Here is a 22,772-nt window from a genome sequence, read left to right as displayed (position 1 = left end):
TATTCTGCCCCCGCAATTAAGGGGGCAGCATGCTTAACATCGTTTTATTCGAACCAGAAATTCCGCCAAATACCGGCAATATTATCCGCCTGTGTGCCAACACCGGTTTTCGTCTGCATATCATTGAGCCGATGGGCTTTACGTGGGACGACAAACGTCTGCGTCGCGCAGGGCTGGATTATCATGAATTTACCGCCGTCGTTCGCCATCACAATTACGCCGCGTTTCTGGAAGCCGAAAAGCCGCAGCGCATGTTCGCCCTGACCACCAAAGGCACGCCAGCGCATAGCGCCGTGAGCTATCAGGCAGGTGACTATCTGATGTTTGGCCCGGAAACCCGCGGCCTGCCGGCCACGATCCTGGATGCCCTGCCCGCTGAGCAGAAAATCCGTATTCCGATGATGCCGGACAGCCGAAGCATGAACCTGTCGAACGCGGTGTCGGTGGTGGTGTATGAGGCCTGGCGCCAGCTGGGTTACCCGGGCGCCATTCTCAGAAGTTAGATGCCGTCACCATACTCGAAGGTATGGTGAATGCCGTTGAAGTGCTGATCCATGTCCATGGACGGCTTATCGCTGTCTGGTTTACCGACGATGCGCGCCGGTACGCCAGCGGCGGTGGTATGCGGCGGCACGGGCTGGAGCACCACGGAGCCTGCGCCGATCTTCGCGCCGCGTCCGACTTCAATATTGCCGAGGATTTTGGCACCCGCGCCAATCATCACCCCTTCACGGATTTTCGGATGGCGATCGCCGCTGGTTTTACCGGTACCGCCCAGGGTAACCGACTGCAGGATCGAGACGTCATCTTCAATGACCGCCGTTTCCCCGACGACAATCCCGGTGGCGTGGTCAAGCATGATCCCGCGGCCAATCTTTGCCGCCGGGTGAATATCGACCTGGAACGTCACGGAAACCTGGTTTTGCAGGAAGATCGCCAGCGCGCGGCGGCCTTCATTCCACAGCCAGTGGCCGATGCGGTATGCCTGCAGGGCGTGGAAGCCTTTCAGGTACAGCAGCGGCGTAGAATATTTATCGACCGCCGGGTCACGCGTACGCACGGCCTGAATATCGCAGGCGGCAGAGGCGATCATTTCCGGGTCTGCAGCGTACGCCTCTTCCACCACTTCACGAATGGCGATAGCTGGCATGATCGAGGAAGCCAGCTTGTTGGCGAGCATATAGCTCAGCGCGCTGCCGAGATTTTCGTGCTTGAGTAGCGTCGCGTGGTAGAAACTGGCCAGCATAGGCTCGCAGTCGGCCAGCGCCCGGGCTTCGGCTTTAATATTGTTCCAGACGATATCCAGTTCTTCACACGGCATTGCTTACTCCAGACGATAGTTAATGACCAGCCAGTTCTGCGCTGGCTGGGTCATTCAGGTGACAACGGTTCCGACTAGTTACTGCTGCGCTCGTCCTTGCGCGCACGACCTAATAAGGTCAATGCTGCCTCGCGCGCATTTTTTCCGCAATACAATACCTGATAAATTTCCTCGGTTATTGGCATTTCGACACCGAAACGGTGCGCCAACTCGCGGACTTCTTTGGTATTGCGGTAGCCTTCAACCACCTGACCAATCTTCTCCTGCGCGCCTTTAACATCGCTGCCCTGTCCGAGCATCATGCCAAAACGGCGGTTACGAGACTGGTTGTCGGTACAGGTCAGCACCAGGTCGCCCAGGCCAGCCATTCCCATAAAGGTGGCCGGATCGGCACCCAGCGCTTCGCCCAGGCGGGACATTTCGGTCAGCCCTCGGGTGATCAGCGCCGTACGCGCATTGGCACCAAAACCAATGCCGTCTGACATTCCGGCACCAATCGCAATCACGTTCTTCACCGCACCGCCCAGCTGCACGCCGATAAAATCGGGGTTGCTGTAGACGCGGAAGCTCTTGCCGCAGTGCAGCAGCTGTTGAAGATCGTCGGAGAAGGCCTGATCGGTGGAGGCCAGCGAAATCGCCGTCGGCAGGCCAGCGGCCAGCTCTTTGGCAAAGGTCGGGCCGGAGATGACCGCCAGCGGGATCTCATCACCCAGCGCTTCACGGGCAACGTCCTGCAGCAGGCGTCCGGTTTCGGCTTCCAGTCCTTTTGTCGCCCAGACAATGCGCGCATCCGGGCGCATCAGCGGCTTAATCTGACGGAGCACGTCGCCAAATACATGGCTCGGGACCACAATCAGAATGTTGCGGCTGGCCGCCAGCGCGGTCGCAAGGTCGCTTTCAAGGTGCAGGGAGTCGGGGAACGGAACGTCCGGAAGAAACGCCACGTTACAACGGTCGCGTTGCAGCGTTGCGATATGTTTTGGATCGTGGCCCCAGAGAACCACTTCGTGACCATTTCTTGCCAGCGTGATGGCAAGAGCGGTGCCGTATGAGCCGGCACCGATCACAGTCATTGACGCATTAACAGTGCTCATCAGGCATCCTGATGTTGTTCAGCACCTTCGCCAGCTTGCTGCTGCAGATAGTTCATGAACAGCGCATCAAAGTTAACTGGCGCAAGGTTCAGTTGCGGGAATGTACCGCGAGAAACCAGGCTGGTGATGCATTCACGCGCATACGGGAACAGAATGTTCGGGCAGTACGCACCCAGGCAATGCGCCATCTGGTTGCCTTCGATACCGCCGATAGAGAAGATGCCGCCCTGCTGTACTTCACACAGGAATGCAGTTTCTTCACCCAGAGACGCGGTAACGGTCACACGCAGCACGACTTCATACACGTCATCTGCCAGTTGGGTAGATGCGGTATCCAGATCAAGTTTAACCTCTGGCTGCCAATCTTTCTGGAAAACATGTGGCGCATTTGGCGCTTCGAAAGAGACGTCCTTGGTGTAGATACGCTGGATCTGGAAAGTCATTTCGGTGTTGTTTTGTTCTGACATGGAAATACCCTTTTTAATTGTCCTAAAGTCTCTTAGCTCAGCAGCGGATCGAGTCCACCACGGGCGTCGAGCGCATACAAGTCATCACAGCCGCCAATGTGCTGCGCATCAATAAAAATCTGCGGAACCGTCGTGCGACCACTACGTTTGATCATCTCTTCGCGTTTAATCGCGTCACCGTCGATCGGCAGTTCCTGGAACGTGACGCCTTTGCTGTTCAGCAGCGCTTTCGCACGATGACAGAACGGGCACGTCGCTTTGGTATAGATCTCAATATTGGCCATGACTGAACTCCTTATTTACCGCGTACCAAAGGAAGATTTTCCCCGCTCCAGCCGGAAATACCTTCTTTCAGCACCGTTACGTTTTCGAAGCCTGCTTTATGAAGCGCGCTGGCAGATTCCTGTGCCTGCATGCCGGTCGCATCGACAACGATAATCGGCTGGGCTTTGTGTTTCTCAAGCTCACCGACGTTGTTCGCTTTGATTTCAGCTGGCAGCAGGTTGATTGCGCCCGCAATGTGACCTTTACGGAAATCGTCACGCTGACGCAGATCGACCACGACGGCATCTTCTTTGTTAATCAGACGCGTCGCTTCACCACGGGTGATAACCTTAATTTTAGACGTCAGGCTCTTAAATGTGGTGAACAGCACAGCAGCCAGCAGGCCAATCCACGCGATGCTCAGAACCGGATGGCGGCTAACGAATTGCATAATTTCTTGCATGGAGGGTAACTACTCCCGACTAAGTGATAAAAAAAACCAGGACAGGAGTATACCTGTGCGTTCTGGCAAATACAGCCAGCGACCATAACCTAATCCATTTTCTGCGGCATGCCACCTAAAAAAATGCCTCAAAATGGTCTGGTGAACATCTTGCCCCTGCGCTTTCTTTGATCTTCTGCGGCTATTTGATCGATTCAGCTGTAGTAAAATTACGCAAATTTTGACTCTTGAGCATGAGGTTGTCGCAATGTCGGTTTCTAAAAAACCTATGGTACTGGTGATTCTGGATGGCTATGGCTACCGTGAAGATAGCCAGGATAACGCTATTTTCAACGCCAAAACTCCGGTCATGGATGCCCTGTGGGCGAAACGTCCGCATACGCTGATTGACGCGTCTGGCCTGGAAGTGGGCCTGCCGGACCGCCAGATGGGCAACTCCGAAGTCGGTCACGTAAACCTGGGCGCCGGGCGTATTGTGTATCAGGATCTGACGCGTCTGGACGTTGAAATTAAAGAACGCACCTTCTTCTCCAACCCAACGCTGTCTGGCGCGGTCGATAAAGCCGTTGCCGCTGGCAAGGCCGTACACATCATGGGCCTGCTCTCTGCTGGCGGCGTTCACAGCCACGAAGATCACATCATGGCGATGGTTGAACTGGCCGCCGAGCGCGGTGCAGAAAAAATCTATCTGCACGCCTTCCTGGACGGTCGCGATACGCCACCACGTAGCGCAAAAGGCTCTCTGCAAGCCTTCGAAGAGAAATTCGCCGCGCTGGGTAAAGGCCGCGTAGCGTCCATCATTGGCCGTTACTACGCTATGGACCGCGACAACCGCTGGGATCGCGTTGAACAGGCCTATGACCTGATGACCCTGGCAAAAGGTGAATTCCAGTTCGCGACCGCCGTTGAGGCGCTGGAAGCGGCCTATGCACGTGATGAAAACGACGAATTCGTGAAAGCGTCCGTGATTCGTGCTGAAGGCCAGGCCGACGCCGCCATGGAAGATGGCGACGCGCTGATCTTCATGAACTTCCGCGCTGACCGCGCGCGTGAAATCACCCGTGCGTTCGTCAACAGCGACTTCGACGGTTTTGCCCGTAAGAAAGTGGTAAACCTCGATTTCATCCAGCTGACTGAATACGCAGCAGACATCAAAGCGCCTTGCGCGTATCCGCCAGCATCTCTGGCAAACACCTTTGGCGAGTGGATGGCGAAGAACGACAAAACGCAGCTGCGTATTTCCGAAACTGAAAAATACGCGCACGTGACCTTCTTCTTTAACGGCGGCGTTGAAGAGCCGTTCAAAGGCGAAGACCGCATTCTGATCAACTCTCCGAAAGTCGCTACCTACGATCTGCAGCCAGAAATGAGCTCTGCAGAATTGACGGAAAAACTGATTGCGGCCATCAAGAGCGGTAAGTACGACACCATCATCTGTAACTACCCGAACGGCGACATGGTTGGGCATACTGGGGTGATGGAAGCGGCAGTGAAAGCGGTTGAAGCGCTGGACCACTGCGTTGAGCAGGTAGCGAAAGCGGTTGAATCCGTTGGCGGCCAGCTGCTGATCACAGCTGACCACGGTAACGCTGAACAGATGCGCGACCCGGCGACCGGCCAGGCGCACACGGCCCATACCAACCTGCCTGTTCCGCTGATTTATGTGGGTGATAAATCACTGAAAGCAGTGGAAGGCGGCAAGCTTTCTGACATCGCGCCAACCATGCTGTCGCTGATGGGTATGCCGATCCCTGAAGAGATGACTGGTAAGCCGCTGTTCATCGTGGAATAATCGCTCCCCATGAGGGGAAAGGCGATTTTTTCAATCACATGGGTCGTGAAGCCGCTTAGGTTATCAGTCAGACCTCTGTTTTACGCCAGCGCACTCAGCGCTGGCGTATTGCTGTGCGCCGCATCCGCCCACGCGGATGACCGCGATCAGCTGAAATCCATTCAGGCCGATATCGCCGCCAAAGAGCGTGCGGTACGCCAGCAGCAGCAGCAACGCTCCGCCCTGCTCGCCCAGCTCAAGCAGCAGGAAGAGGCGATCTCCGCCGCCACGCGTAAACTCCGTGAAACACAAAATACCCTCGCCCAGTTGAATAAACAGATCGACGAGATGAACGCGTCGATTGCCAAACTCGAGCGCCAGCGTGACGCGCAGGAGCGCAATCTTGCCGCACAGCTTGATGCCGCATTCCGCCAGGGCGAACATACCGGACTCCAGCTGATCCTCAGCGGCGAAGAGAGCCAGCGCGGCCAGCGCCTGCAGGCCTACTTTGGCTATCTCAACCAGGCGCGTCAGGAGACGATCGCGCAGCTGAAGCAGACGCGCGAAGAGGTCTCCACGCAAAAAGCCGAGCTGGAAGAGAAGCAGAGCCAGCAGCAGACGCTGCTCTACGATCAGCAGGCCCAGCAGGCGAAGCTTGAGCAGGCGCGCAACGAGCGTAAGAAAACCCTTTCCGGCCTTGAATCCTCCATTCAGGAAGGTCAGAGCCAGCTTAGCGAAATGCGCGCCAACGAATCAAAACTGCGTAACAGCATCGCCCGTGCGGAAGCGGCGGCGAAAGCGCGCGCCGAAAAAGAGGCTCGCGAGGCGCAGGCCGTTCGCGATAAGCAGCAGGAAGCATCCCGCAAAGGCACTACCTACAAGCCAAGCGAGAGCGAACGTTCCCTGATGTCGCGTACCGGCGGTTTGGGCTCTCCTCGCGGTCAGGCTTTCTGGCCCGTTCGCGGTTCAATTCTGCATCGCTATGGCGAACAGCTGCAGGGTGAGCTACGTTGGAAAGGGATAGTTATCGGTGCGTCTGAAGGTAGCGAAGTAAAAGCCATTGCCGATGGCCGCGTGATTCTGGCCGACTGGCTGCAGGGTTACGGACTGGTGGTGGTGGTCGAACACGGTAAAGGTGACATGAGCCTTTACGGCTACAACCAGAGCGCACTGGTCAGCGTCGGCACGCAGGTGCGCGCAGGCCAACCCATCGCCCTTGTGGGCAGCAGTGGCGGTCAGGGCCGCCCGTCACTCTATTTCGAAATTCGTCGCCAGGGTCAGGCGGTCAATCCACAGCCGTGGTTGGGAAGATAAGTTTTGCTTCAATTTCGTCGAATGGTTTTCTCCGTCGTCAGCGCGCTGGCGCTGGCTGCACCAGTATACGCAGGTAAACTCGCTATCGTGATTGATGACTTCGGTTATCGTCCGCACTATGAAAATCAGGTGCTGGCGATGCCGTCGGCCATTTCTGTCGCCGTCCTTCCAAATGCGCCCCACGCGCGTGAGATGGCGACCAAAGCCCATAACAGCGGTCATCAGGTGCTGATCCACCTGCCGATGGCCCCGCTCAGCAAGCAGCCGCTGGAAAAAGATACCCTGCGCCCGGACATGAGCAGCGAGGAGATCGAGCGCATCATCCGCGACGCCTACAACAAAGTGCCGTATGCCGTAGGGCTGAACAACCATATGGGCAGCGCGATGACATCAAGCCTGTACGGGATGCTCAAAGTGATGCAGGCGCTGGAGCGTTACAACCTCTACTTCCTCGACAGCATGACTATCGGCAACAGCCAGGCGATGCGTGCCGCTCAGGGAACCGGCGTAAAGGTGATTAAGCGCAAGGTGTTCCTGGATGATACCCAGAACGAAGCCGATATCCGCATGCAGTTTAATCGCGCGGTACAGCTGGCCCGCCGCAATGGCTCAGCCATCGCCATCGGTCACCCGCACCCGTCTACCGTTCGCGTCCTGCAGCAGTTGCTGCCGACCTTGCCTGCCGATATCACGCTGGTGCGTCCGAGCGATCTGCTGAACGAGCCGCAGGTAGATACCTCTACACCAAATTCTGCGCAGCCCGTCCCGACAGCGCCGCGTAATCCGTTCCGCGGCGTGAAGCGCTGTGTACCGAAGCAACCGCTTGAACCGGTCTATGCGACCCGCTTCTTCTCCGTCATCGGAGACAGCATCAGTAACAGTACCCTGGTGAAATACGTCCAGCAGCAGTGGCAGGGATGGGGTAAGAAAGCCTGACGCTTATTTCGCAATCTGAGAGTCCGTCTGCTCGTTAGCAACGGACTCTTTTTTTTCCTGATGCTGATACCAGGATTTGAAATACTTCAAAAAGCTATAGGCTGTGGCATACAGTCCCGTCGCCACCCCCACTTTGCCCTTACGCCAGGCGCCGCTAAACAGATACCATTTGAAAAAAGCCCCGATGGCGCTGATTACGCCGCGCCCTATCGAGGGCCGTATTTTTTGATGTTGAACCAGGCGGGTTGTATAACAATTTAATTTGTTAAAAAGCTCATGCAGCGTAGGAAACGTATCATGTTTTACATAGCCCGGAATACGTTCACAACGGAGAAAACCTTCGACCTGATCGTCTACCGGCCTGTTATTAAACCGGGACTGTTTACGGTTAAAAAGACGCACAGGATAATCAGGGGATGAAACTGGATAAATCGTCCGGACTTCTTCACCCAGAACAAACCAGTGGCGACATATTCGCCATGCCATTCCGGGGTCTGGCTCATCGCCTGCTTTTAACGTTAAAACGGCATTAACCGTTTCCTGGTCAAGAATTTCGTCGCTGTCGATGCACAGGACCCAGTCATTGCTGGCTAAGGATATGGCATGGTTCATCTGCTCGCCATGCCAGCTAAATTTTTTATAGACAGGTAGCAGTCCAAAACTTTCACAAATATATCGTGTTTTGTCCGTACTGCCAGAATCGACCACGACAATTTCATCCGCTATTTTCAAAAGAGGCGGGATAACATCGTGCAATAATCTTTCAGAATTAAACGTTAATAAGCAGACCGTTATTTTAAACATTTTCCTACTCTCAATAGCAGCCTAAATTAATATTATTAATACTATATAAATGAGTAGAGACGATTAAAGTCCTGAATCACACTTTTCAAATAATCACGCTTGAAATTTTGTCTAATTCTGAAGGGCAATAAAATAGAAAAATCTATTTTATTTCAACAGATTCTTTATAATGCAGTCAGATGAAGGGTAGCACACGGATTCAGACATGCCGCACAAAAGTAAAATTCTCCTCCTGGATACGGGTAAAGAATGGGGGGGAGGCACCAACAGTATGCTTGAGCTCCTGAAGCGAATCAATCGCGATAAATTCGATATTACCTGTTGTTTTTACAGTGATTATAGTCGTGCTGAAGGTGAGACGATTGGCCAGGTGCTCAACGGCATCGGCATCCCGCTCATCGTGATCCCTCAACGTCCGCAGCCGGTCTGGGCCAAATTGTTGAAGGAAGCGGGACGTAGCCTGCTGTTTTTCTCACGCAGCGCCCGCAAGGCATTGACGCGTCACGTGGATATCATGTGGCGCATCAGGCCTAACGTCAGCAAAATCGAGACCCTTTTCACGCAGGGCGGTTTCGATACGCTCTATATGAATAACCAGCCGGGCTCAAACGAGGAAGGCTATCTGGCGGCGGCGAACCTGCAGGCGCGGTTGATCCAGCACTGCCGCATTGAGCCCGTTTTGACCCCGCCGCTGGTAAAGCTGGTTAATGCCCATGCCACAAAAATCATCGCCGTCTCGCACGGCGTTGAACGCGTGTTGCTTGAGCATGGCGTCCGGCCCGAACTGTGTACAACGGTCAATAATGCCATCGACATCCACCAGCCTTTACCTGACCGACGCGCGATGCGCCAGCGCCTGAACATTGATGACGACACGTTTGTGTTCGGCAGTATTGGGTCGTTAATCCCTCGCAAAGCCAACCACCACACGCTGGAGGCGCTGGCACAGTTCAGCCAGAAGCATCCCGAGGCGAAATGGAAAATGGTGCTGGTCGGCGAAGGTGCCGAACGCCGCGCTTTAGCGGAACAGGCCCGAATGCTGGGAATTGAAAACCACGTCATCTTCACCGGTTTTCAGAATACCCCATTTAATTACCTCGCTACGTTTGACGCCTTTATTCTGGCCTCAAAAAGCGAAGGGCTGCCGCGCGTGGTGCTGGAAGCGATGCTTCTCAATATCCCCGTTATTGGCTCTCAGGTGACCGGCACGGCGGAATTGATTGACCATGATTCGACAGGGCTTCTCTTCCCCTGGAGCGATGTTTCACAGCTTGCACAGCATCTGGACAATATCTGGGCAGACGCGGATCTGCGGGCTCGACTGGCTGCGGCTGCATACCAGAACGTCTGTCATACCTATGCCATCGAAAACTATGTCAGCGGTGTCGAAGCCGTGCTTGGCGCGCACTAACCAAACGAGATAACTATGTTTAAATTTCTTAATGCTCGCTATCGTCATATCACCGGGCGACACAACATTCCTTACAGCTCTCTGCCCGTGACGGGCGCGCTTGCTGCGGTGGATTCTATTGTGATTCCGTGTACCGGCGCAGATTTCGTCGAAGAAGCATTACTCTCTGCCACCTTCGCGGAACGTTATGCCACCGGGGTGAGCGAAATCGTCATCGTCAGCGATCAGCCTGAATCCGCCTTTGGGGTACTGCCGCCTAAAACCCGCGTAGTGACGCTTAACCTTCCCGTTCGTGAGGAAAACTACCGCTATAAGCAGATCTACCTCAGCCGTCTGGTGAAGCTTAACGCCCCGCTGCAGGCTCGCGGTGAAGGGGTATTGATGATCGATTCCGATCTCAACCTGCTCAAGATGCCAGAGATCAACATGGCCGATATGCACATTTACTCCAGCTTCCGTCAGGGCAAAATGATTGCCAAGCTGGACGGTGCGCCAGCGGAGAAAGTGCCGGCGTATTACAAAGAGACGGTGCGCCCGTATCTGGTCGATCACGTTAACGGCGCGTTTCTTGCGGCAACCAAAAAAACCTGGCGCCGTATCTGCCCGCTGTGGCTGACGCTGTTCCAGGATACCTGGGAGCTGATGGATGATACGCAGCCGCCGACCGATCAGCTGCCGCTCGCCGCGCTGCTGGACATGCTGGATTTAAAAACGGTTAACCTGGGGGACTGGATGAACTGGCCGGTCTCGAAAAAAATCGGCGGTCAGGAAGCCGTTGTGCCGAAAGAGGTGATTGGCGCGCACGGTGGCTTCCCTCTCTCTGAATGGCAGAAGTATCTTGAATCGCCGGATAACAAACTGCTGTTCAAAGGTCAGGACTACACCCGCAAGGTGCGTTACCTGACGGACGAAGAAAAAAAGAAGCAATAAAATAAGGGGCCTGAGGCCCCTTTTTGATTACTTATCCCAGCTCAGGATCACTTTTCCTGACTGGCCGGAACGCATCGCGTCGAAGCCCTGCTGGAACTCATCGATGGAGAAACGGTGAGTAATAATTGGGGACAGATCCAGACCGGACTGGATCAGCGCCGCCATCTTGTACCAGGTCTCGAACATCTCGCGGCCATAGATGCCCTTGATGAACAGCCCCTTGAAGATGACTTTGTTCCAGTCGATAGACATGTCTGACGGCGGAATCCCCAGCATCGCGATACGGCCACCGTGGTTCATGGTGTCGAGCATGGTGCGGAACGCCGGTGGCGCACCGGACATCTCCAGACCCACGTCAAAGCCTTCGGTCATGCCCAGCTCTTCCATCACGTCGGTCAGGCTCTCTTTCGAGACATCTACCGCACGGGTGACGCCCATTTTGCGTGCCAGCGACAGACGGTATTCGTTCACGTCGGTGATCACAACGTTGCGCGCGCCCACGTGCTTCGCCACCGCAGCGGCCATAATGCCGATTGGGCCCGCGCCGGAGACCAGCACGTCTTCACCGACCAGGTCGAAGGAGAGCGCCGTGTGCACCGCGTTGCCGAACGGGTCGAAGATGGAGGCCAGGTCGTCAGAGATATTGTCCGGGATTTTGAACGCGTTAAACGCCGGGATCACCAGGTATTCCGCGAAGCAGCCCGGGCGGTTTACGCCCACGCCAATGGTATTACGGCACAGGTGCGTACGCCCGCCGCGACAGTTACGGCAGTGGCCGCAGGTAATATGGCCTTCACCGGAGACGCGGTCGCCAATTTGGAAGCCTTTCACTTCCTGGCCGATACCCACCACTTCGCCGACATATTCGTGACCGACAACCATCGGTACCGGAATGGTTTTCTGCGACCACTGATCCCAGTTGTAGATGTGAACGTCAGTACCGCAGATGGCGGTTTTACGAATTTTGATCAGCAGATCGTTATGACCGACTTCCGGCTCCGGCACGTCGGTCATCCAAATCCCTTCTTCCGCTTTCAGTTTGGATAACGCTTTCATCACACGTCCTCAGGCAATTACGCCCAGCTGTTTGCCGATGCGGGTAAAGGCTTCCACCGCACGTTCAATTTGTTCAGGCGTATGCGCCGCAGACATCTGGGTGCGGATACGCGCCTGACCTTTTGGCACCACCGGGAAGAAGAACCCGGTGACGTAAATCCCTTCTTTCTGCAGTTCGCGGGCAAATTGCTGCGCGACGACCGCATCGCCCAGCATCACCGGAATGATCGCGTGGTCAGCACCGGCCAGGGTAAACCCTGCGGCGCTCATTTTTTCACGGAACAGACGGGCGTTGGACCACAGGCGGTCGCGCAGCTCAGCGCCTGACTCCACCATCTCCAGTACTTTGATGGAGGCAGAAACAATCGCCGGCGCCAGGGAGTTGGAGAACAGGTACGGGCGAGAGCGCTGGCGCAGCCACTCGACCACCTCTTTACGCGCGGCGGTATAGCCGCCGGACGCGCCGCCGAGCGCTTTGCCCAGCGTACCGGTGATGATATCCACGCGGCCCATCACGTCACAGTATTCGTGGGAACCGCGGCCGTTTTCGCCGACAAAGCCGACCGCGTGAGAGTCATCGACCATCACCAGCGCGTCGTATTTATCCGCCAGGTCACACACGCCCTTCAGGTTGGCGATCACGCCGTCCATAGAGAACACGCCGTCGGTGGCGATCAGCACGTGGCGAGCCCCCGCTTCACGCGCCTCTTTCAGACGCGCTTCCAGCTCGACCATGTCGTTGTTGGCGTAGCGGAAACGCTTCGCTTTGCACAGGCGAACGCCGTCGATGATGGAGGCGTGGTTCAGGGCGTCGGAGATAATCGCATCTTCTGCGCCAAGCAGGGTCTCAAACAGACCGCCGTTGGCGTCAAAGCAGGAGGAGTACAGAATCGCGTCTTCCATTCCGAGGAAGCTCGCCAGCTTTTGCTCAAGCTGCTTGTGGCTGTCCTGCGTACCGCAGATAAAGCGTACGGAGGCCATGCCGAAACCGTGGGTGTCCATGCCGTTTTTTGCAGCGGCAATCAGCTCAGGGTGATTCGCAAGACCTAAATAGTTGTTCGCACAAAAGTTGATCACATGGCTGCCGTCGGCAACGGTGATGTCCGCCTGCTGGGCAGACGTGATAATACGCTCTTCCTTGAACAACCCTTCCGCACGTGCGGTGTCGAGGTCGCTGTTTAACTGTTTGTAAAAATCACCACGCATTGCAATTCTCCAGACTCGGCAAATTTCGGGACATATTACCCAAACCTATAGTTCATGACGAGATGACACGTCATCTCTTGTCGTTTTTGCAGCATAAATCACGCGTACCCCTGCGCTGTGAAGGTGAATGGCTGAAGGGCAGCCATACTAATGATATGATAGAGACATTAGCGTCTGGGATTGTCCCCGGGCTCCACACTTCAAAGGTTACAGTTATGATCATCGTTACCGGCGGCGCGGGCTTTATCGGCAGCAATATTGTTAAGGCTCTCAATGACAAAGGCATCACCGACATCCTGGTGGTTGACAACCTGAAAGACGGCACCAAGTTCGTCAACCTGGTGGATCTGAACATCGCTGACTACATGGATAAAGAAGACTTCCTTATCCAGATTATGGCAGGCGAAGAGTTCGGCGAGATCGAAGCCATCTTCCACGAAGGTGCGTGTTCTTCCACCACCGAGTGGGACGGCAAGTACATGATGGACAATAACTATCAGTACTCCAAAGAGATCCTGCACTACTGCCTGGAGCGTGAAATTCCGTTCCTGTATGCCTCCTCCGCGGCAACCTACGGCGGCCGCACCTCGGACTTTATCGAATCCCGCGAGTATGAACAGCCGCTGAACGTCTACGGTTACTCCAAATTCCTGTTCGACGAGTACGTGCGTCAGGTGCTGCCTGAAGCGAACTCGCAGATCGTCGGCTTCCGTTACTTCAACGTGTACGGACCGCGCGAAGGCCACAAAGGCAGCATGGCGAGCGTGGCGTTCCACCTGAACACCCAGCTGAATAACGGCGAAAGCCCGAAACTGTTCGAAGGCAGCGACGGCTTTAAGCGCGACTTCGTTTACGTGGGCGACGTAGCCGCAGTGAACCTGTGGTTCTGGGAAAACGGCGTATCCGGCATCTTCAACCTGGGTACCGGCCGCGCGGAGTCCTTCCAGGCCGTGGCTGACGCAACGCTGGCGTATCACAAAAAAGGCAGCATCGAGTACATTCCGTTCCCTGACAAGCTGAAAGGCCGTTATCAGGCGTTCACCCAGGCCGATCTGACCAACCTGCGCGCCGCAGGCTACGACAAGCCGTTCAAGACCGTTGCCGAAGGCGTAACGGAATATATGGCCTGGCTGAACCGCGACGCATAAGTATGAAGATTCTGGTGATCGGCCCGTCATGGGTGGGCGACATGATGATGTCGCAAAGTCTCTATCGCACGCTCAAGGCGCGTTATCCCCAGGCGATAATCGACGTGATGGCACCCGCGTGGTGCCGTCCGCTGTTGTCGCGTATGCCGGAAGTGAACGAGGCGATCCCGATGCCGCTTGGCCACGGGGCGCTGGAAATCGGCGAACGCCGGAAGCTCGGTCATAGCCTGCGCGGGAAGCGCTACGATCGGGCGTATGTCCTGCCAAACTCCTTTAAATCCGCCCTTGTGCCTTTCTTTGCAGGTATTCCACATCGCACCGGCTGGCGCGGTGAAATGCGCTACGGCCTGCTGAACGATGCGCGGGTGCTGGATAAAGAGGCCTGGCCGCTGATGGTGGAGCGCTATGTGGCGCTGGCCTACGACAAAGGCGTGATGCGCAGTGCGAAAGATCTGCCGCAGCCGCTGCTCTGGCCACAGCTTCAGGTTAACGACGGTGAAAAATCCCAGACCTGTAACGCGTTTGGTCTATCGTCTGAACGCCCGATGATTGGCTTCTGCCCCGGCGCCGAGTTCGGCCCGGCAAAACGCTGGCCGCACTATCACTATGCGGAGCTGGCGAAACAGCTGATTGACGAAGGCTACCAGATTGTCCTGTTCGGTTCGGCAAAGGACCACGAGGCAGGCAACGAAATTCTCGCGACGCTCAGTAATGAACAGCAGGCCTGGTGCCGCAACCTGGCGGGAGAAACGCAGCTTGAACAGGCTGTTATCCTGATTGCCGCCTGTGAGGCCGTGGTCAGCAACGATTCGGGCCTGATGCACGTCGCCGCCGCGCTCAACTGCCCGCTGGTGGCGCTGTATGGGCCAAGTAGCCCGGACTTCACGCCCCCGCTTTCTCATAAAGCGCGCGTCATCCGCCTGATCACCGGCTATCACAAAGTTCGCAAGGGCGATGCCGCAGAAGGCTACCATCAGAGCCTGATTGACATTACGCCAGAGCGCGTTCTCGAAGAGCTTAACGAACTGCTGTTGAGCGAAGAAGGATAACGAATGCGGGTACTGATCGTTAAAACCTCTTCGATGGGCGATGTGCTGCATACGCTCCCGTCACTGACGGACGCCATGCGGGCCATTCCCGACATTCGTTTTGACTGGGTAGTGGAAGAAGGCTTCGCGCAGATCCCCACCTGGCATGAAGCGGTTGACCGCGTGATCCCGGTGGCGATCCGCCGCTGGCGCAAAGCGTGGTTCTCCGCCCCGATTAAAGCCGAACGCAAAGCCTTCCGTGAGGCGGTGCAGGCACAGCATTACGACGCCATCATCGACGCCCAGGGGCTGGTGAAAAGCGCCGCGCTGGTGACGCGTCTGGCACATGGCGTAAAGCACGGCATGGACTGGCATACCGCCCGCGAACCGCTGGCGAGCCTGTTCTATAACCGTCGGCACCACATCGCAAAGCAACAGCATGCCGTAGAACGTACCCGCGAGCTATTTGCAAAAAGTCTGGGCTATGCGAAACCGGAAACCCAGGGCGACTACGCCATTGCGCAGCACTTTTTGCGCAATACAGATCCCTGTGCGCAGCCTTATCTTGTCTTCCTGCATGCCACAACGCGCGACGATAAACACTGGCCGGAAACGCACTGGCGAAGCCTGATTGAACTAATGCAACCTACCGGCATCCATATTAAACTGCCCTGGGGCGCTGAACATGAGCGGCAGCGTGCAGAGCGTCTGGCAGCAGGCTTTTCACACGTCGAGGTATTGCCGAAACTCACGCTGGCGCAGGTTGCCGCGCAGCTGGCGGGAGCGAATGCTGTTGTTTCCGTTGATACAGGTTTAAGCCATTTAACCGCGGCGCTGGATCGTCCGAATATTACGATTTTTGGTCCGACCGATCCCGGATTGATCGGGGGTTACGGTAAAAACCAGCATCAGATGGTCAGCCCGACCCAGCAAACGAAGGATATCAGCGCAGATGCTATTTTTTCATTTTTACAGGGCAGCCGTTGGCTTTCCAACAGGGATATCTAACGCATGAGTTACGTATTTCTGCTGATTTTACTCTTTCCGGTGAAGCTTATCCGGAAGCTGTTCCGCAAAGAGACAGGTAAAAACCTGGTCATTCAGACAGCAAAAATCGGCGATTTTGTTAATGCAACGCCCCTTCTGGCATACCTGCAAAAAAGCGACGTGCTCATCAGTCGTAGCGTAGGTGCGCTGGCGAAGCATGATGAGACGATCGATGAGATTTTTTTTATCGAGCAGCATAAGCGTAACCTGTGGCGAAAGCTGGTCTTTGCCTGCCGGATCATGAACCGCTATGACAATGTCTATCTCCTGCAACCCAACAGCGTGAACCTCTTTTTCGCCTCCGTGTGTAACGCTAAAAACAAACAGTTTTTAAGCACTTACACGCGCAGATGGTATCACGGTATTTTCTATGCAACGGCAGACGGTACAGTTGAACACGGTAAGAAGACTCTTTCAGTCACGAACTATCTCAAACTGGCCGATCGCACCTTAACCTGGCAAGACTCGCCAAAGCACGCCACAAAGCCACTTTTCAAACCTGCGACCTATCCGGCAATCCTCGATAAACCCGGCGTGATCCGCATTGGCATCAGCGTAGCCGCCGGGAATAAAGCGAAAACCGTTCCGCCGGTCATCTGGAAGCAAATTGCCGATCGTCTCGCCGACCTGCCCTGCGAATTTTATGTGTTTGGCGCCCCAAATGAACAATCGTGGATGGATGATATCACCCGCGCTTACGGTGAACTGCCCAACTTTATTAACCTGATTGGCAAAATCTCGCTTGAAGAGCTGCCGTGGGCCATTTCTAAAATGGATTGCTATATCGCGTCTGACTCGGGGAATGTCTACATTGCCGATGCGGTAGGCGTGCCGGTAATCTTACTGTTCGGGCCTTGTTGCCACTATGAACAGCGTCCGCTGGGCAACGTATTGCTGATTGGTAATGATGACAACATTTGCTCATATGTTTTTGAAACACGATATTACTTCTCACAGAGCCGGGAAGAACTCTTCGCTGTAACAGACGAAGCGCTACGTGAACTCAAACACTTCATTTGCGGGTTACCCACAATTAATACAGACGCATACTCCTTTGGTGCTCAGGGAAACTAATTATTATGGCTTTTCTAAGCATCATTATTGCCGCGCATAACGCCAAAGATACGCTTCACACCACGCTAGAAAGCCTGCAAAACGCGATTGAGGGTGCGGGGGATGATGTAGAGATCATTATCTTTAACGACAGTTCAAACGACTCAACGCAGGATATTATTGAAGCGTGGCTGCCAATGCTTCCGAATGCGCAATCCCGATACGTCGAGTACCGTAACGTAGGCCATGTTCGAAACAGTGCCCTCTCGCTGGCCAAAGGTGAATACATCACCATGCTGGATAGCGATGACCGGATGAAACCGGGCAGCATCAGGGACGCTGTGGCGTTTCTCAAATCAGAGCGCCCTGATATGCTCCTGACGCGCCTGCTGGAAATTCGCGACACAAAAAAAATGACAGCCGACTGGCAGGGGTTCTCTCCTGTTGCTTTGTCACAACATGAGGCAATAAAGCGGTTCCTGCAGCACAAAGATTTTCAGGCACATCTCATCGGGCAATTCATTCATCGGGAATTGTATGTGAATAACCCGATTCCTTCGATGGTCTGCTATGAAGATTTCGCCGTGTTTCCCGGCATGCTGATGCAATCGAGTAAAATAGTCTATCAGCGTCAGGGACACTATTATTACATCAAACGTAACGACAGTTTGTCGAGCCGTCTCGACGCCAGTAAAATCGCTACGCTGGTTGATTGCACATTACAAATGGAAAAAACATTCCCTCGTTCTTTTAAGCATCTTGTGAATTGTCACTGGTTTGATATCTACAGAAACCACCGACAGCATCTGACTGACCAGCAACTCAAACTGGTTAAACAGCGGGTCAATGCACTTTATTCTCTCTCTTTCTTCTTCACCAAAGATGTACGTTTCAGCTACAAAAAAAGGGTCATTGAGGCATTATGGAAAAAGTAAAACTGCGGCTTTATCAGCTGACGCTGATTTTGAGCCTTATTTCGCTTGCGCTGGCGCTGCTGAGTTCAGGTAAGCAGCGGGAGTTTTTCTATATTGCGATTTATGCCAGCATTATCGGCCTGGCGTGCGAATATAAAAAAATCACAGTGCGTCCTTTTTCTATCGCATTGCCGATTTTATTGATTGGCCTGCTTAATCTTGGCTGGTATCTGGTGTATGAATATCATAGCGAAGGTCTGAACGTTTATAGCGATTATCTCGGTGCAAGTAAAAAATTAATTCTGGCAAGTATTCTCATTTTTTACCTTGACCGGTTTAAGTCTTATATTGATAGAGCATCCTTCCAGAAATATTTTTTATACGCCTCTGGTGCAGGGTTTATACTCGCCACTGGCTATGGCTTATGGCAGGCTTCACAGGGTATGGGGCGTATCGAGATGGCGATAAACCGTGCGACCGTGTCGGCCTATGTTTATTCTGTATTGTCACTGGCGTTTGTATACAGCCTTTATCTACAGAAAAATATAAAACTGTATGTTGCCGCAGGACTCATCATCTTAATATCTTATTTCGTCATTCTTTTAACGGGAACGCGTGCCGCAATGGGGTTATATCTACTCCTGGCGATTGTACTCACGCTTTATCACTTCAGAAGAATCCACCTTAAATCTACGCTGATTTTCTTATGTATTGTGGCGGGTATTGTTATCGTTAGCTACAAGCCATTAATCTTACCTAAGATACAACAAACACAAGCTGAAGTTGAAAGTTATCAGAAAGGCTATGATGCAACCTCACTCGGCGCACGTTTCTCTATGTGGAGTGTTGGTATTCAAAACGGTCTTGCCCATCCTTTAGGGCAGTCAGTCGAAGACCGCGAAATATGGACACAGCAATATGTGAAAGATGGGCATCCACACCTCGCGGCTGCACTCGAGTTTATCAGGGTGCATCTGCACAATGAGTTTATTGAAAAATATTCTCTGCAGGGGATCCCAGGGCTGGCGATATTAGTGTTTTTCTATATATCGATGATCGTTTACGCCCTTAAAAACAGAAATGGCCTACTGCTGACGACCATGCTTCTTTTATTACTCTATGGCCTGACTGACGTCATACTGTTGAGTTCTGAGGCTTTAATCTTCTTTGTCACCGTGTTTGCGCTGAGTACCCCTTTTTCGCAAACCAGGCAACGCTAATGATAATGCCCGCCAGGCGGGCATTATTTTTTCTTGTACTGATAAAACTCCGCCAGCGTCATCCCTACCGTCTTATCGGATAACCAGCTAAAGAGCGTTTCTAAATCCTGATACAACCCTTCAATCGCCGCCTCATCTTTAAACGTTGGGCTTCCGCCAGGCATAAATTCCGACGAATGAAGCATAAACTCCACGTACTCACTTCCCTGCGACAGGCATTGCTGTGCGACCTGAATCATTTGCGCCGCATTCCCACCGGACGGTCTTAGCCAGTTCACAGAGGGAGAGCGGTATTTACCGCGAAGCCTGTCGTAACCCTGTTTGATCGTGTTCAACCACGACGGGTGTTTATACTGAATGCTCATCGGCACTTCGAGTAATGGGCTATTGCCTGCCCGGGAAATATTGTCTAAATCCATGAAATAGGCGTGGTCGGGGAAAAGCTGATAATCCGTTCCGCCATTACCCTGCGGGGCGCCTTTCGCATTGCGCCAGTTCACGCGTGGCGTCACGGAGCAATCCACCTGGTAGCCCAGTTCAACGAGCAATTTTGCATAGCGACTGTCAAATGCCCAACGTCCGGCACGGTGGCTTAACATTTTGGTCTGGAAGGTCTCTTCCAGCAGGCGGGTCATGAATAGCACTTTTTCGCGCATCACCTCATCCGAAAATTCCACCAGATAAGGCTGCCATCGCCAGTCATCGCCCGTGAGATCGTGTTCCGGCGGGCTATTCCATGCGTGAAGGTGCATTCCCACCTCCCCCTGACCGCGGGCGATTGCGTCCCTGGCGAATTCGATGAAAACGGGTTCGATCGCCATCTCGTAATTGGTCAGCCACACGGGCTTAAAGCCGAAACGCTCACAAAGCGCCTGGAAACGCGCCAGATAACGCGCATTTTCCGTTTTAATGACGCGGTGATTTTGCCAGAGATTATCGCCCTCAGTATCAATTGTGATGATAAACGCTGGTTTGTTCATAATGAGTCCGCAAGACAGGAAAGTTAGCGCTATGTTACGCACTCTCCAAAGCATGAGTAAACCCTTCCAGGGAAATTACTGAGATTATGGAGAAAGAGTGCAAGTCGCTATCAGGTCTATTAGAATTGCCATCAGTACAACGCCGATAAGATGATGATGAATAACTTACCTGACACACCTGATTTGCGCATTTTACTTATCAAACTCCGCCATCATGGCGACATGTTGCTGACCACTCCCGTCATTGATTCGCTACGTCAAAAATGGCCGCAGGCGCAGATTGATGTCCTGCTATATGAAGAAACGCGCGATATGCTCGCCGCGCATCCGGCGATCGGTACAATTTACGGAATCGATCGTAAATGGAAACAGCTTGGCACGCTCAAGCATCTTCAAAAAGAGTGGCAGTTGCTGCGTGCGTTAAGAAATCAGCATTATCATCTGGTGATTAACCTTGCCGATCAATGGCGTAGCGCGATCGTCACCCGTTTCACCGGTGCATCCGTTCGCCTCGGATTCGCGTTTAACAAACGCAACAGTGCATTCTGGCGTTTTTGTCACACCGATCTGGTTTCTGTCGACGGCCACAAATCCCTGCATACGGTCGAACAGAATCTTTCCATTCTGGCGCCATTACCGGTCGCGCCGCAGCCTGCCGTCACCATGGCTTACACCGCAGAAGACTGGCATCATGCTCGCCAAAAGCTGACGCTCACGGCTGTGGGTGACAGCTATATCGTGATCCAGCCGACGTCCCGCTGGTTCTTTAAATGCTGGAGCGAAGACAAAATGGCGCAAACCATTACTGCACTGCAGCAGGATGGTCATACGGTTGTGCTCACCGCGGGGCCGGATAAAAAAGAGCTGGCGATGATCGATCGCATTCTCGCCGCCTCGCCAAAGACGGGAGTCGTCTCGCTGGCGGGCCAGCTAACGTTGCGCCAGCTGGCCTCACTTATCGATCATGCGCGTCTTTTTATCGGCGTTGACTCCGTTCCAATGCATATGGCCGCCGCGCTGCAAACGCCCTGCGTGGCGCTGTTTGGTCCTTCTAAACTCACGTTTTGGTCTCCATGGCAAGTCAACGGTGAAGTCATCTGGGCCGGCGATTACGGCCCGCTACCCGATCCGGATGCCATTGATACCAAAACGAAAGAACGCTATCTCGACGCCATTCCCGTTGATGCTGTCGTCTCCGCCGCAAGGAGATATCTGTCATGAAAAACCATCGTCTGGCCATTGTTCGCCAAAAATATCGCCCTGATGGCGGAGCGGAACGCTTCGTTTCGCGCGCTCTCACCGCGCTGAGCAATCAGAACCTTGAGCTCAACGTCATCACGCGTGAGTGGCAGGGAGAGAAGCAAGACGACTGGCATATCCATATTTGCAACCCTCAAAAATGGGGCCGCATCAGTCGAGAGCGCGGATTTGCACAGGCCGCGCGCGCGCTGTGGCAGCAACAGCAGTTTGATATTGTTCAAAGCCATGAGCGCATCCCGGGTTGTGATATCTATCGCGCGGGTGATGGGGTGCATCGTCGCTGGCTGCTGCAGCGCGCGCGCATTTTACCTGCCTGGCGTGCGCAAATGCTGATGTATGACCGCTATCACCGCTACGTGATGCGTGCGGAACGGGAAATGTATCAGGCGCCTGAGTTAAAAGCCGTAATCTGCAATGCGGAGATGATCAAACGCGAAATCGTTGAAGACTTTGATATTGGCGCAAATAAAATTCATGTGATTTATAATTCTATTGATTCCAGCCGCTTCGTTCCGGCCCAGGAGGCACAGCGTGCGATGCTGCGCCAGCAATTTGGTTTGCCAGCCGATGCCGTTGTGCTCTGTTTTGTTGGCTCAGGGTTTGAACGAAAAGGATTAGCCAGCGCCATACGCGCTATCGCTGGAACATCAGCCTGGCTGATTGTGGTTGGGCAAGATAAAGCAGAGCGTCGTTATCGCGACCTCGCCCGTTCGTTAGGCTGCGAGGGACAAATCCGTTTCCTGGGGGTGCAAAAAGAAACTCTGCCTTTTTATCAGCTATCCGATGGTTTACTGTTGCCAACGCTGTATGATCCCTTTCCTAACGTCATTCTTGAAGCGATGGCCTGCGGCTTGCCCGTCATTACTTCAGAGAGTTGCGGTGGTGCAGAGTTTATTCAACAAGGCCAGAACGGATTTTATTGTGACGCACTTGATATCAGTACATTGAAGGAAGCGGTAGCCGCCATTCCTTCACTGGAAAAAAATAACAATATGGGACGAGCGGCACGTGAACGTGTAAAAGACGCCACTCCCGAAAAACTATCAAGTCAGCTTATTACGCTTTATCAAAAATTACTGGATTAA

At 53.8% G+C, this 22,772-nt stretch carries 23 protein-coding genes; 14 read left to right on the top strand and 9 right to left on the bottom strand.

Annotated elements, in window-relative coordinates; genetic code table 11:
* Window positions 1-29: 29 nt before the first annotated feature.
* On the top strand, window positions 30-503 hold the full coding sequence (trmL, locus tag NI40_RS00620; protein ID WP_039261128.1) for a tRNA (uridine(34)/cytosine(34)/5-carboxymethylaminomethyluridine(34)-2'-O)-methyltransferase TrmL: 474 nt from the start codon (window positions 30-32) through the stop codon (window positions 501-503).
* Here trmL and cysE read toward each other — a convergent pair.
* From cysE to NI40_RS00595, 5 genes are all read right to left on the bottom strand, one after another.
* The gene (gene cysE, locus NI40_RS00615) at window positions 500-1,321 is read right to left on the bottom strand and encodes a serine O-acetyltransferase (protein WP_008502718.1); all 822 of its coding nucleotides are present in this window, start codon (window positions 1,319-1,321) and stop codon (window positions 500-502) included. The genes trmL and cysE overlap by 4 nt on opposite strands.
* A 74-nt stretch (window positions 1,322-1,395) precedes the next feature.
* The gene (gpsA, locus tag NI40_RS00610; protein WP_023309915.1) at window positions 1,396-2,415 is read right to left on the bottom strand and encodes an NAD(P)H-dependent glycerol-3-phosphate dehydrogenase; all 1,020 of its coding nucleotides are present in this window, start codon (window positions 2,413-2,415) and stop codon (window positions 1,396-1,398) included.
* Window positions 2,415-2,882, bottom strand: a complete 468-nt coding sequence (secB, locus tag NI40_RS00605; RefSeq protein WP_003860835.1) for a protein-export chaperone SecB — start codon at window positions 2,880-2,882, stop codon at window positions 2,415-2,417. Before secB ends, gpsA begins: the two co-directional genes overlap by 1 nt.
* Window positions 2,883-2,914: 32 nt before the next feature.
* Entirely contained in the window at window positions 2,915-3,166 is a 252-nt protein-coding gene (gene grxC / locus NI40_RS00600; RefSeq protein WP_023309914.1) for a glutaredoxin 3, read from the bottom strand.
* Between the two features lie 11 nt (window positions 3,167-3,177).
* On the bottom strand, window positions 3,178-3,609 hold the full coding sequence (locus NI40_RS00595) for a rhodanese-like domain-containing protein (RefSeq protein WP_023309913.1): 432 nt from the start codon (window positions 3,607-3,609) through the stop codon (window positions 3,178-3,180).
* Between the two features lie 247 nt (window positions 3,610-3,856).
* On the opposite strand from NI40_RS00595, the gene gpmM reads away from it, so the two are divergent.
* From gpmM to NI40_RS00580, 3 genes are read left to right on the top strand one after another with little or no spacing between them, the layout of a single operon-like run.
* Window positions 3,857-5,401 carry a 2,3-bisphosphoglycerate-independent phosphoglycerate mutase gene (gpmM, locus tag NI40_RS00590; protein ID WP_039261123.1) on the top strand — a complete coding sequence of 515 codons (1,545 nt, stop codon included), beginning with the start codon at window positions 3,857-3,859 and terminating at the stop codon, window positions 5,399-5,401.
* A 33-nt stretch (window positions 5,402-5,434) separates the two neighbouring features.
* Window positions 5,435-6,694: a murein hydrolase activator EnvC gene (envC, locus tag NI40_RS00585; protein WP_229231479.1), complete on the top strand. Its 1,260-nt coding sequence runs from the start codon at window positions 5,435-5,437 to the stop codon at window positions 6,692-6,694.
* A 3-nt stretch (window positions 6,695-6,697) separates the two neighbouring features.
* Window positions 6,698-7,630 (top strand): divergent polysaccharide deacetylase family protein, encoded by a 933-nt coding sequence (locus NI40_RS00580; RefSeq protein WP_039261121.1) that lies wholly within the window; start codon window positions 6,698-6,700, stop codon window positions 7,628-7,630.
* A gap of 3 nt (window positions 7,631-7,633) precedes the next feature.
* Here NI40_RS00580 and NI40_RS00575 read toward each other — a convergent pair whose 3' ends face one another.
* The gene (locus NI40_RS00575) at window positions 7,634-8,434 is read right to left on the bottom strand and encodes a glycosyltransferase family 2 protein (protein WP_039261118.1); all 801 of its coding nucleotides are present in this window, start codon (window positions 8,432-8,434) and stop codon (window positions 7,634-7,636) included.
* Between the two features lie 205 nt (window positions 8,435-8,639).
* Here NI40_RS00575 and NI40_RS00570 point away from each other — a divergent pair, with 205 nt between their 5' ends.
* Together NI40_RS00570 and NI40_RS00565 are read left to right on the top strand one after the other, a co-directional pair.
* On the top strand, window positions 8,640-9,845 hold the full coding sequence (locus NI40_RS00570) for a glycosyltransferase (RefSeq protein WP_039263543.1): 1,206 nt from the start codon (window positions 8,640-8,642) through the stop codon (window positions 9,843-9,845).
* A gap of 15 nt (window positions 9,846-9,860) precedes the next feature.
* A complete protein-coding gene (locus NI40_RS00565) occupies window positions 9,861-10,775 on the top strand; it encodes a hypothetical protein (protein WP_039263541.1) in 915 nt (304 codons plus the stop codon).
* 27 nt (window positions 10,776-10,802) lie between these two features.
* On the opposite strand, the gene tdh is transcribed toward NI40_RS00565, so the two are convergent.
* Both tdh and kbl read right to left on the bottom strand, forming a co-directional pair.
* Window positions 10,803-11,831, bottom strand: coding sequence for an L-threonine 3-dehydrogenase (tdh, locus tag NI40_RS00560; RefSeq protein ID WP_023309906.1), 1,029 nt, complete (start codon window positions 11,829-11,831; stop codon window positions 10,803-10,805).
* Between the two features lie 9 nt (window positions 11,832-11,840).
* Entirely contained in the window at window positions 11,841-13,037 is a 1,197-nt protein-coding gene (gene kbl / locus NI40_RS00555) for a glycine C-acetyltransferase (RefSeq protein ID WP_032661893.1), read from the bottom strand.
* 215 nt (window positions 13,038-13,252) lie between these two features.
* Here kbl and rfaD point away from each other — a divergent pair, with 215 nt between their 5' ends.
* The 6 genes from rfaD to NI40_RS00525 are packed head-to-tail and all read left to right on the top strand — an operon-like array spanning window position 13,253 to window position 19,447.
* Window positions 13,253-14,185 (top strand): ADP-glyceromanno-heptose 6-epimerase, encoded by a 933-nt coding sequence (rfaD, locus tag NI40_RS00550; RefSeq protein ID WP_008502707.1) that lies wholly within the window; start codon window positions 13,253-13,255, stop codon window positions 14,183-14,185.
* A 2-nt stretch (window positions 14,186-14,187) separates the two neighbouring features.
* Window positions 14,188-15,234, top strand: a complete 1,047-nt coding sequence (rfaF, locus tag NI40_RS00545; RefSeq protein WP_039263540.1) for an ADP-heptose--LPS heptosyltransferase RfaF — start codon at window positions 14,188-14,190, stop codon at window positions 15,232-15,234.
* 3 nt (window positions 15,235-15,237) lie between these two features.
* Window positions 15,238-16,221: a lipopolysaccharide heptosyltransferase RfaC gene (gene rfaC, locus NI40_RS00540; protein WP_039263539.1), complete on the top strand. Its 984-nt coding sequence runs from the start codon at window positions 15,238-15,240 to the stop codon at window positions 16,219-16,221.
* Window positions 16,222-16,224: 3 nt separating this feature from the next.
* Window positions 16,225-17,334 carry a glycosyltransferase family 9 protein gene (locus tag NI40_RS00535; RefSeq protein WP_039263538.1) on the top strand — a complete coding sequence of 370 codons (1,110 nt, stop codon included), beginning with the start codon at window positions 16,225-16,227 and terminating at the stop codon, window positions 17,332-17,334.
* 5 nt (window positions 17,335-17,339) lie between these two features.
* Window positions 17,340-18,248, top strand: coding sequence for a glycosyltransferase family 2 protein (locus tag NI40_RS00530; protein WP_039263537.1), 909 nt, complete (start codon window positions 17,340-17,342; stop codon window positions 18,246-18,248).
* The gene (locus tag NI40_RS00525) at window positions 18,236-19,447 is read left to right on the top strand and encodes an O-antigen ligase family protein (RefSeq protein WP_039263536.1); all 1,212 of its coding nucleotides are present in this window, start codon (window positions 18,236-18,238) and stop codon (window positions 19,445-19,447) included. Before NI40_RS00530 ends, NI40_RS00525 begins: the two co-directional genes overlap by 13 nt.
* Before the next feature lie 23 nt (window positions 19,448-19,470).
* Here NI40_RS00525 and NI40_RS00520 read toward each other — a convergent pair whose 3' ends face one another.
* Window positions 19,471-20,427: a polysaccharide deacetylase family protein gene (locus NI40_RS00520; protein WP_039263535.1), complete on the bottom strand. Its 957-nt coding sequence runs from the start codon at window positions 20,425-20,427 to the stop codon at window positions 19,471-19,473.
* A gap of 150 nt (window positions 20,428-20,577) precedes the next feature.
* Between NI40_RS00520 and rfaQ the strand changes: the two genes are divergently transcribed.
* Window positions 20,578-21,648: a putative lipopolysaccharide heptosyltransferase III gene (gene rfaQ / locus NI40_RS00515; protein WP_080338155.1), complete on the top strand. Its 1,071-nt coding sequence runs from the start codon at window positions 20,578-20,580 to the stop codon at window positions 21,646-21,648.
* The gene (locus NI40_RS00510; protein ID WP_039263534.1) at window positions 21,645-22,772 is read left to right on the top strand and encodes a glycosyltransferase family 4 protein; all 1,128 of its coding nucleotides are present in this window, start codon (window positions 21,645-21,647) and stop codon (window positions 22,770-22,772) included. Before rfaQ ends, NI40_RS00510 begins: the two co-directional genes overlap by 4 nt.

The organism is Enterobacter sp. E20, from assembly GCF_000801755.2.
Classification (GTDB): Bacteria; Pseudomonadota; Gammaproteobacteria; order Enterobacterales; family Enterobacteriaceae; genus Enterobacter; species Enterobacter asburiae_B.
The sequence above is the reverse complement of the archived record's forward strand: the minus strand, read 5'-3'. Positions and strand labels throughout refer to the sequence as shown.

Bases quoted from the DNA above. Each gene is read 5' to 3' on its own strand.
- NI40_RS00570 (WP_039263543.1), top strand. From the start codon at position 8,640: ATGCCGCACAAAAGTAAAATTCTCCTCCTGGATACGGGTAAAGAATGG.
- kbl (WP_032661893.1), bottom strand. From the start codon at position 13,037: ATGCGTGGTGATTTTTACAAACAGTTAAACAGCGACCTCGACACCGCA.
- secB (WP_003860835.1), bottom strand. From the start codon at position 2,882: ATGTCAGAACAAAACAACACCGAAATGACTTTCCAGATCCAGCGTATC.
- grxC (WP_023309914.1), bottom strand. From the start codon at position 3,166: ATGGCCAATATTGAGATCTATACCAAAGCGACGTGCCCGTTCTGTCAT.
- cysE (WP_008502718.1), bottom strand. From the start codon at position 1,321: ATGCCGTGTGAAGAACTGGATATCGTCTGGAACAATATTAAAGCCGAA.
- NI40_RS00520 (WP_039263535.1), bottom strand. From the start codon at position 20,427: ATGAACAAACCAGCGTTTATCATCACAATTGATACTGAGGGCGATAAT.
- NI40_RS00530 (WP_039263537.1), top strand. From the start codon at position 17,340: ATGGCTTTTCTAAGCATCATTATTGCCGCGCATAACGCCAAAGATACG.
- NI40_RS00510 (WP_039263534.1), top strand. From the start codon at position 21,645: ATGAAAAACCATCGTCTGGCCATTGTTCGCCAAAAATATCGCCCTGAT.
- NI40_RS00595 (WP_023309913.1), bottom strand. From the start codon at position 3,609: ATGCAAGAAATTATGCAATTCGTTAGCCGCCATCCGGTTCTGAGCATC.
- NI40_RS00575 (WP_039261118.1), bottom strand. From the start codon at position 8,434: ATGTTTAAAATAACGGTCTGCTTATTAACGTTTAATTCTGAAAGATTA.
- rfaC (WP_039263539.1), top strand. From the start codon at position 15,238: ATGCGGGTACTGATCGTTAAAACCTCTTCGATGGGCGATGTGCTGCAT.
- tdh (WP_023309906.1), bottom strand. From the start codon at position 11,831: ATGAAAGCGTTATCCAAACTGAAAGCGGAAGAAGGGATTTGGATGACC.
- NI40_RS00565 (WP_039263541.1), top strand. From the start codon at position 9,861: ATGTTTAAATTTCTTAATGCTCGCTATCGTCATATCACCGGGCGACAC.
- rfaF (WP_039263540.1), top strand. From the start codon at position 14,188: ATGAAGATTCTGGTGATCGGCCCGTCATGGGTGGGCGACATGATGATG.
- NI40_RS00535 (WP_039263538.1), top strand. From the start codon at position 16,225: ATGAGTTACGTATTTCTGCTGATTTTACTCTTTCCGGTGAAGCTTATC.
- NI40_RS00525 (WP_039263536.1), top strand. From the start codon at position 18,236: ATGGAAAAAGTAAAACTGCGGCTTTATCAGCTGACGCTGATTTTGAGC.
- rfaQ (WP_080338155.1), top strand. From the start codon at position 20,578: ATGATGATGAATAACTTACCTGACACACCTGATTTGCGCATTTTACTT.
- gpsA (WP_023309915.1), bottom strand. From the start codon at position 2,415: ATGAGCACTGTTAATGCGTCAATGACTGTGATCGGTGCCGGCTCATAC.
- gpmM (WP_039261123.1), top strand. From the start codon at position 3,857: ATGTCGGTTTCTAAAAAACCTATGGTACTGGTGATTCTGGATGGCTAT.
- trmL (WP_039261128.1), top strand. From the start codon at position 30: ATGCTTAACATCGTTTTATTCGAACCAGAAATTCCGCCAAATACCGGC.
- rfaD (WP_008502707.1), top strand. From the start codon at position 13,253: ATGATCATCGTTACCGGCGGCGCGGGCTTTATCGGCAGCAATATTGTT.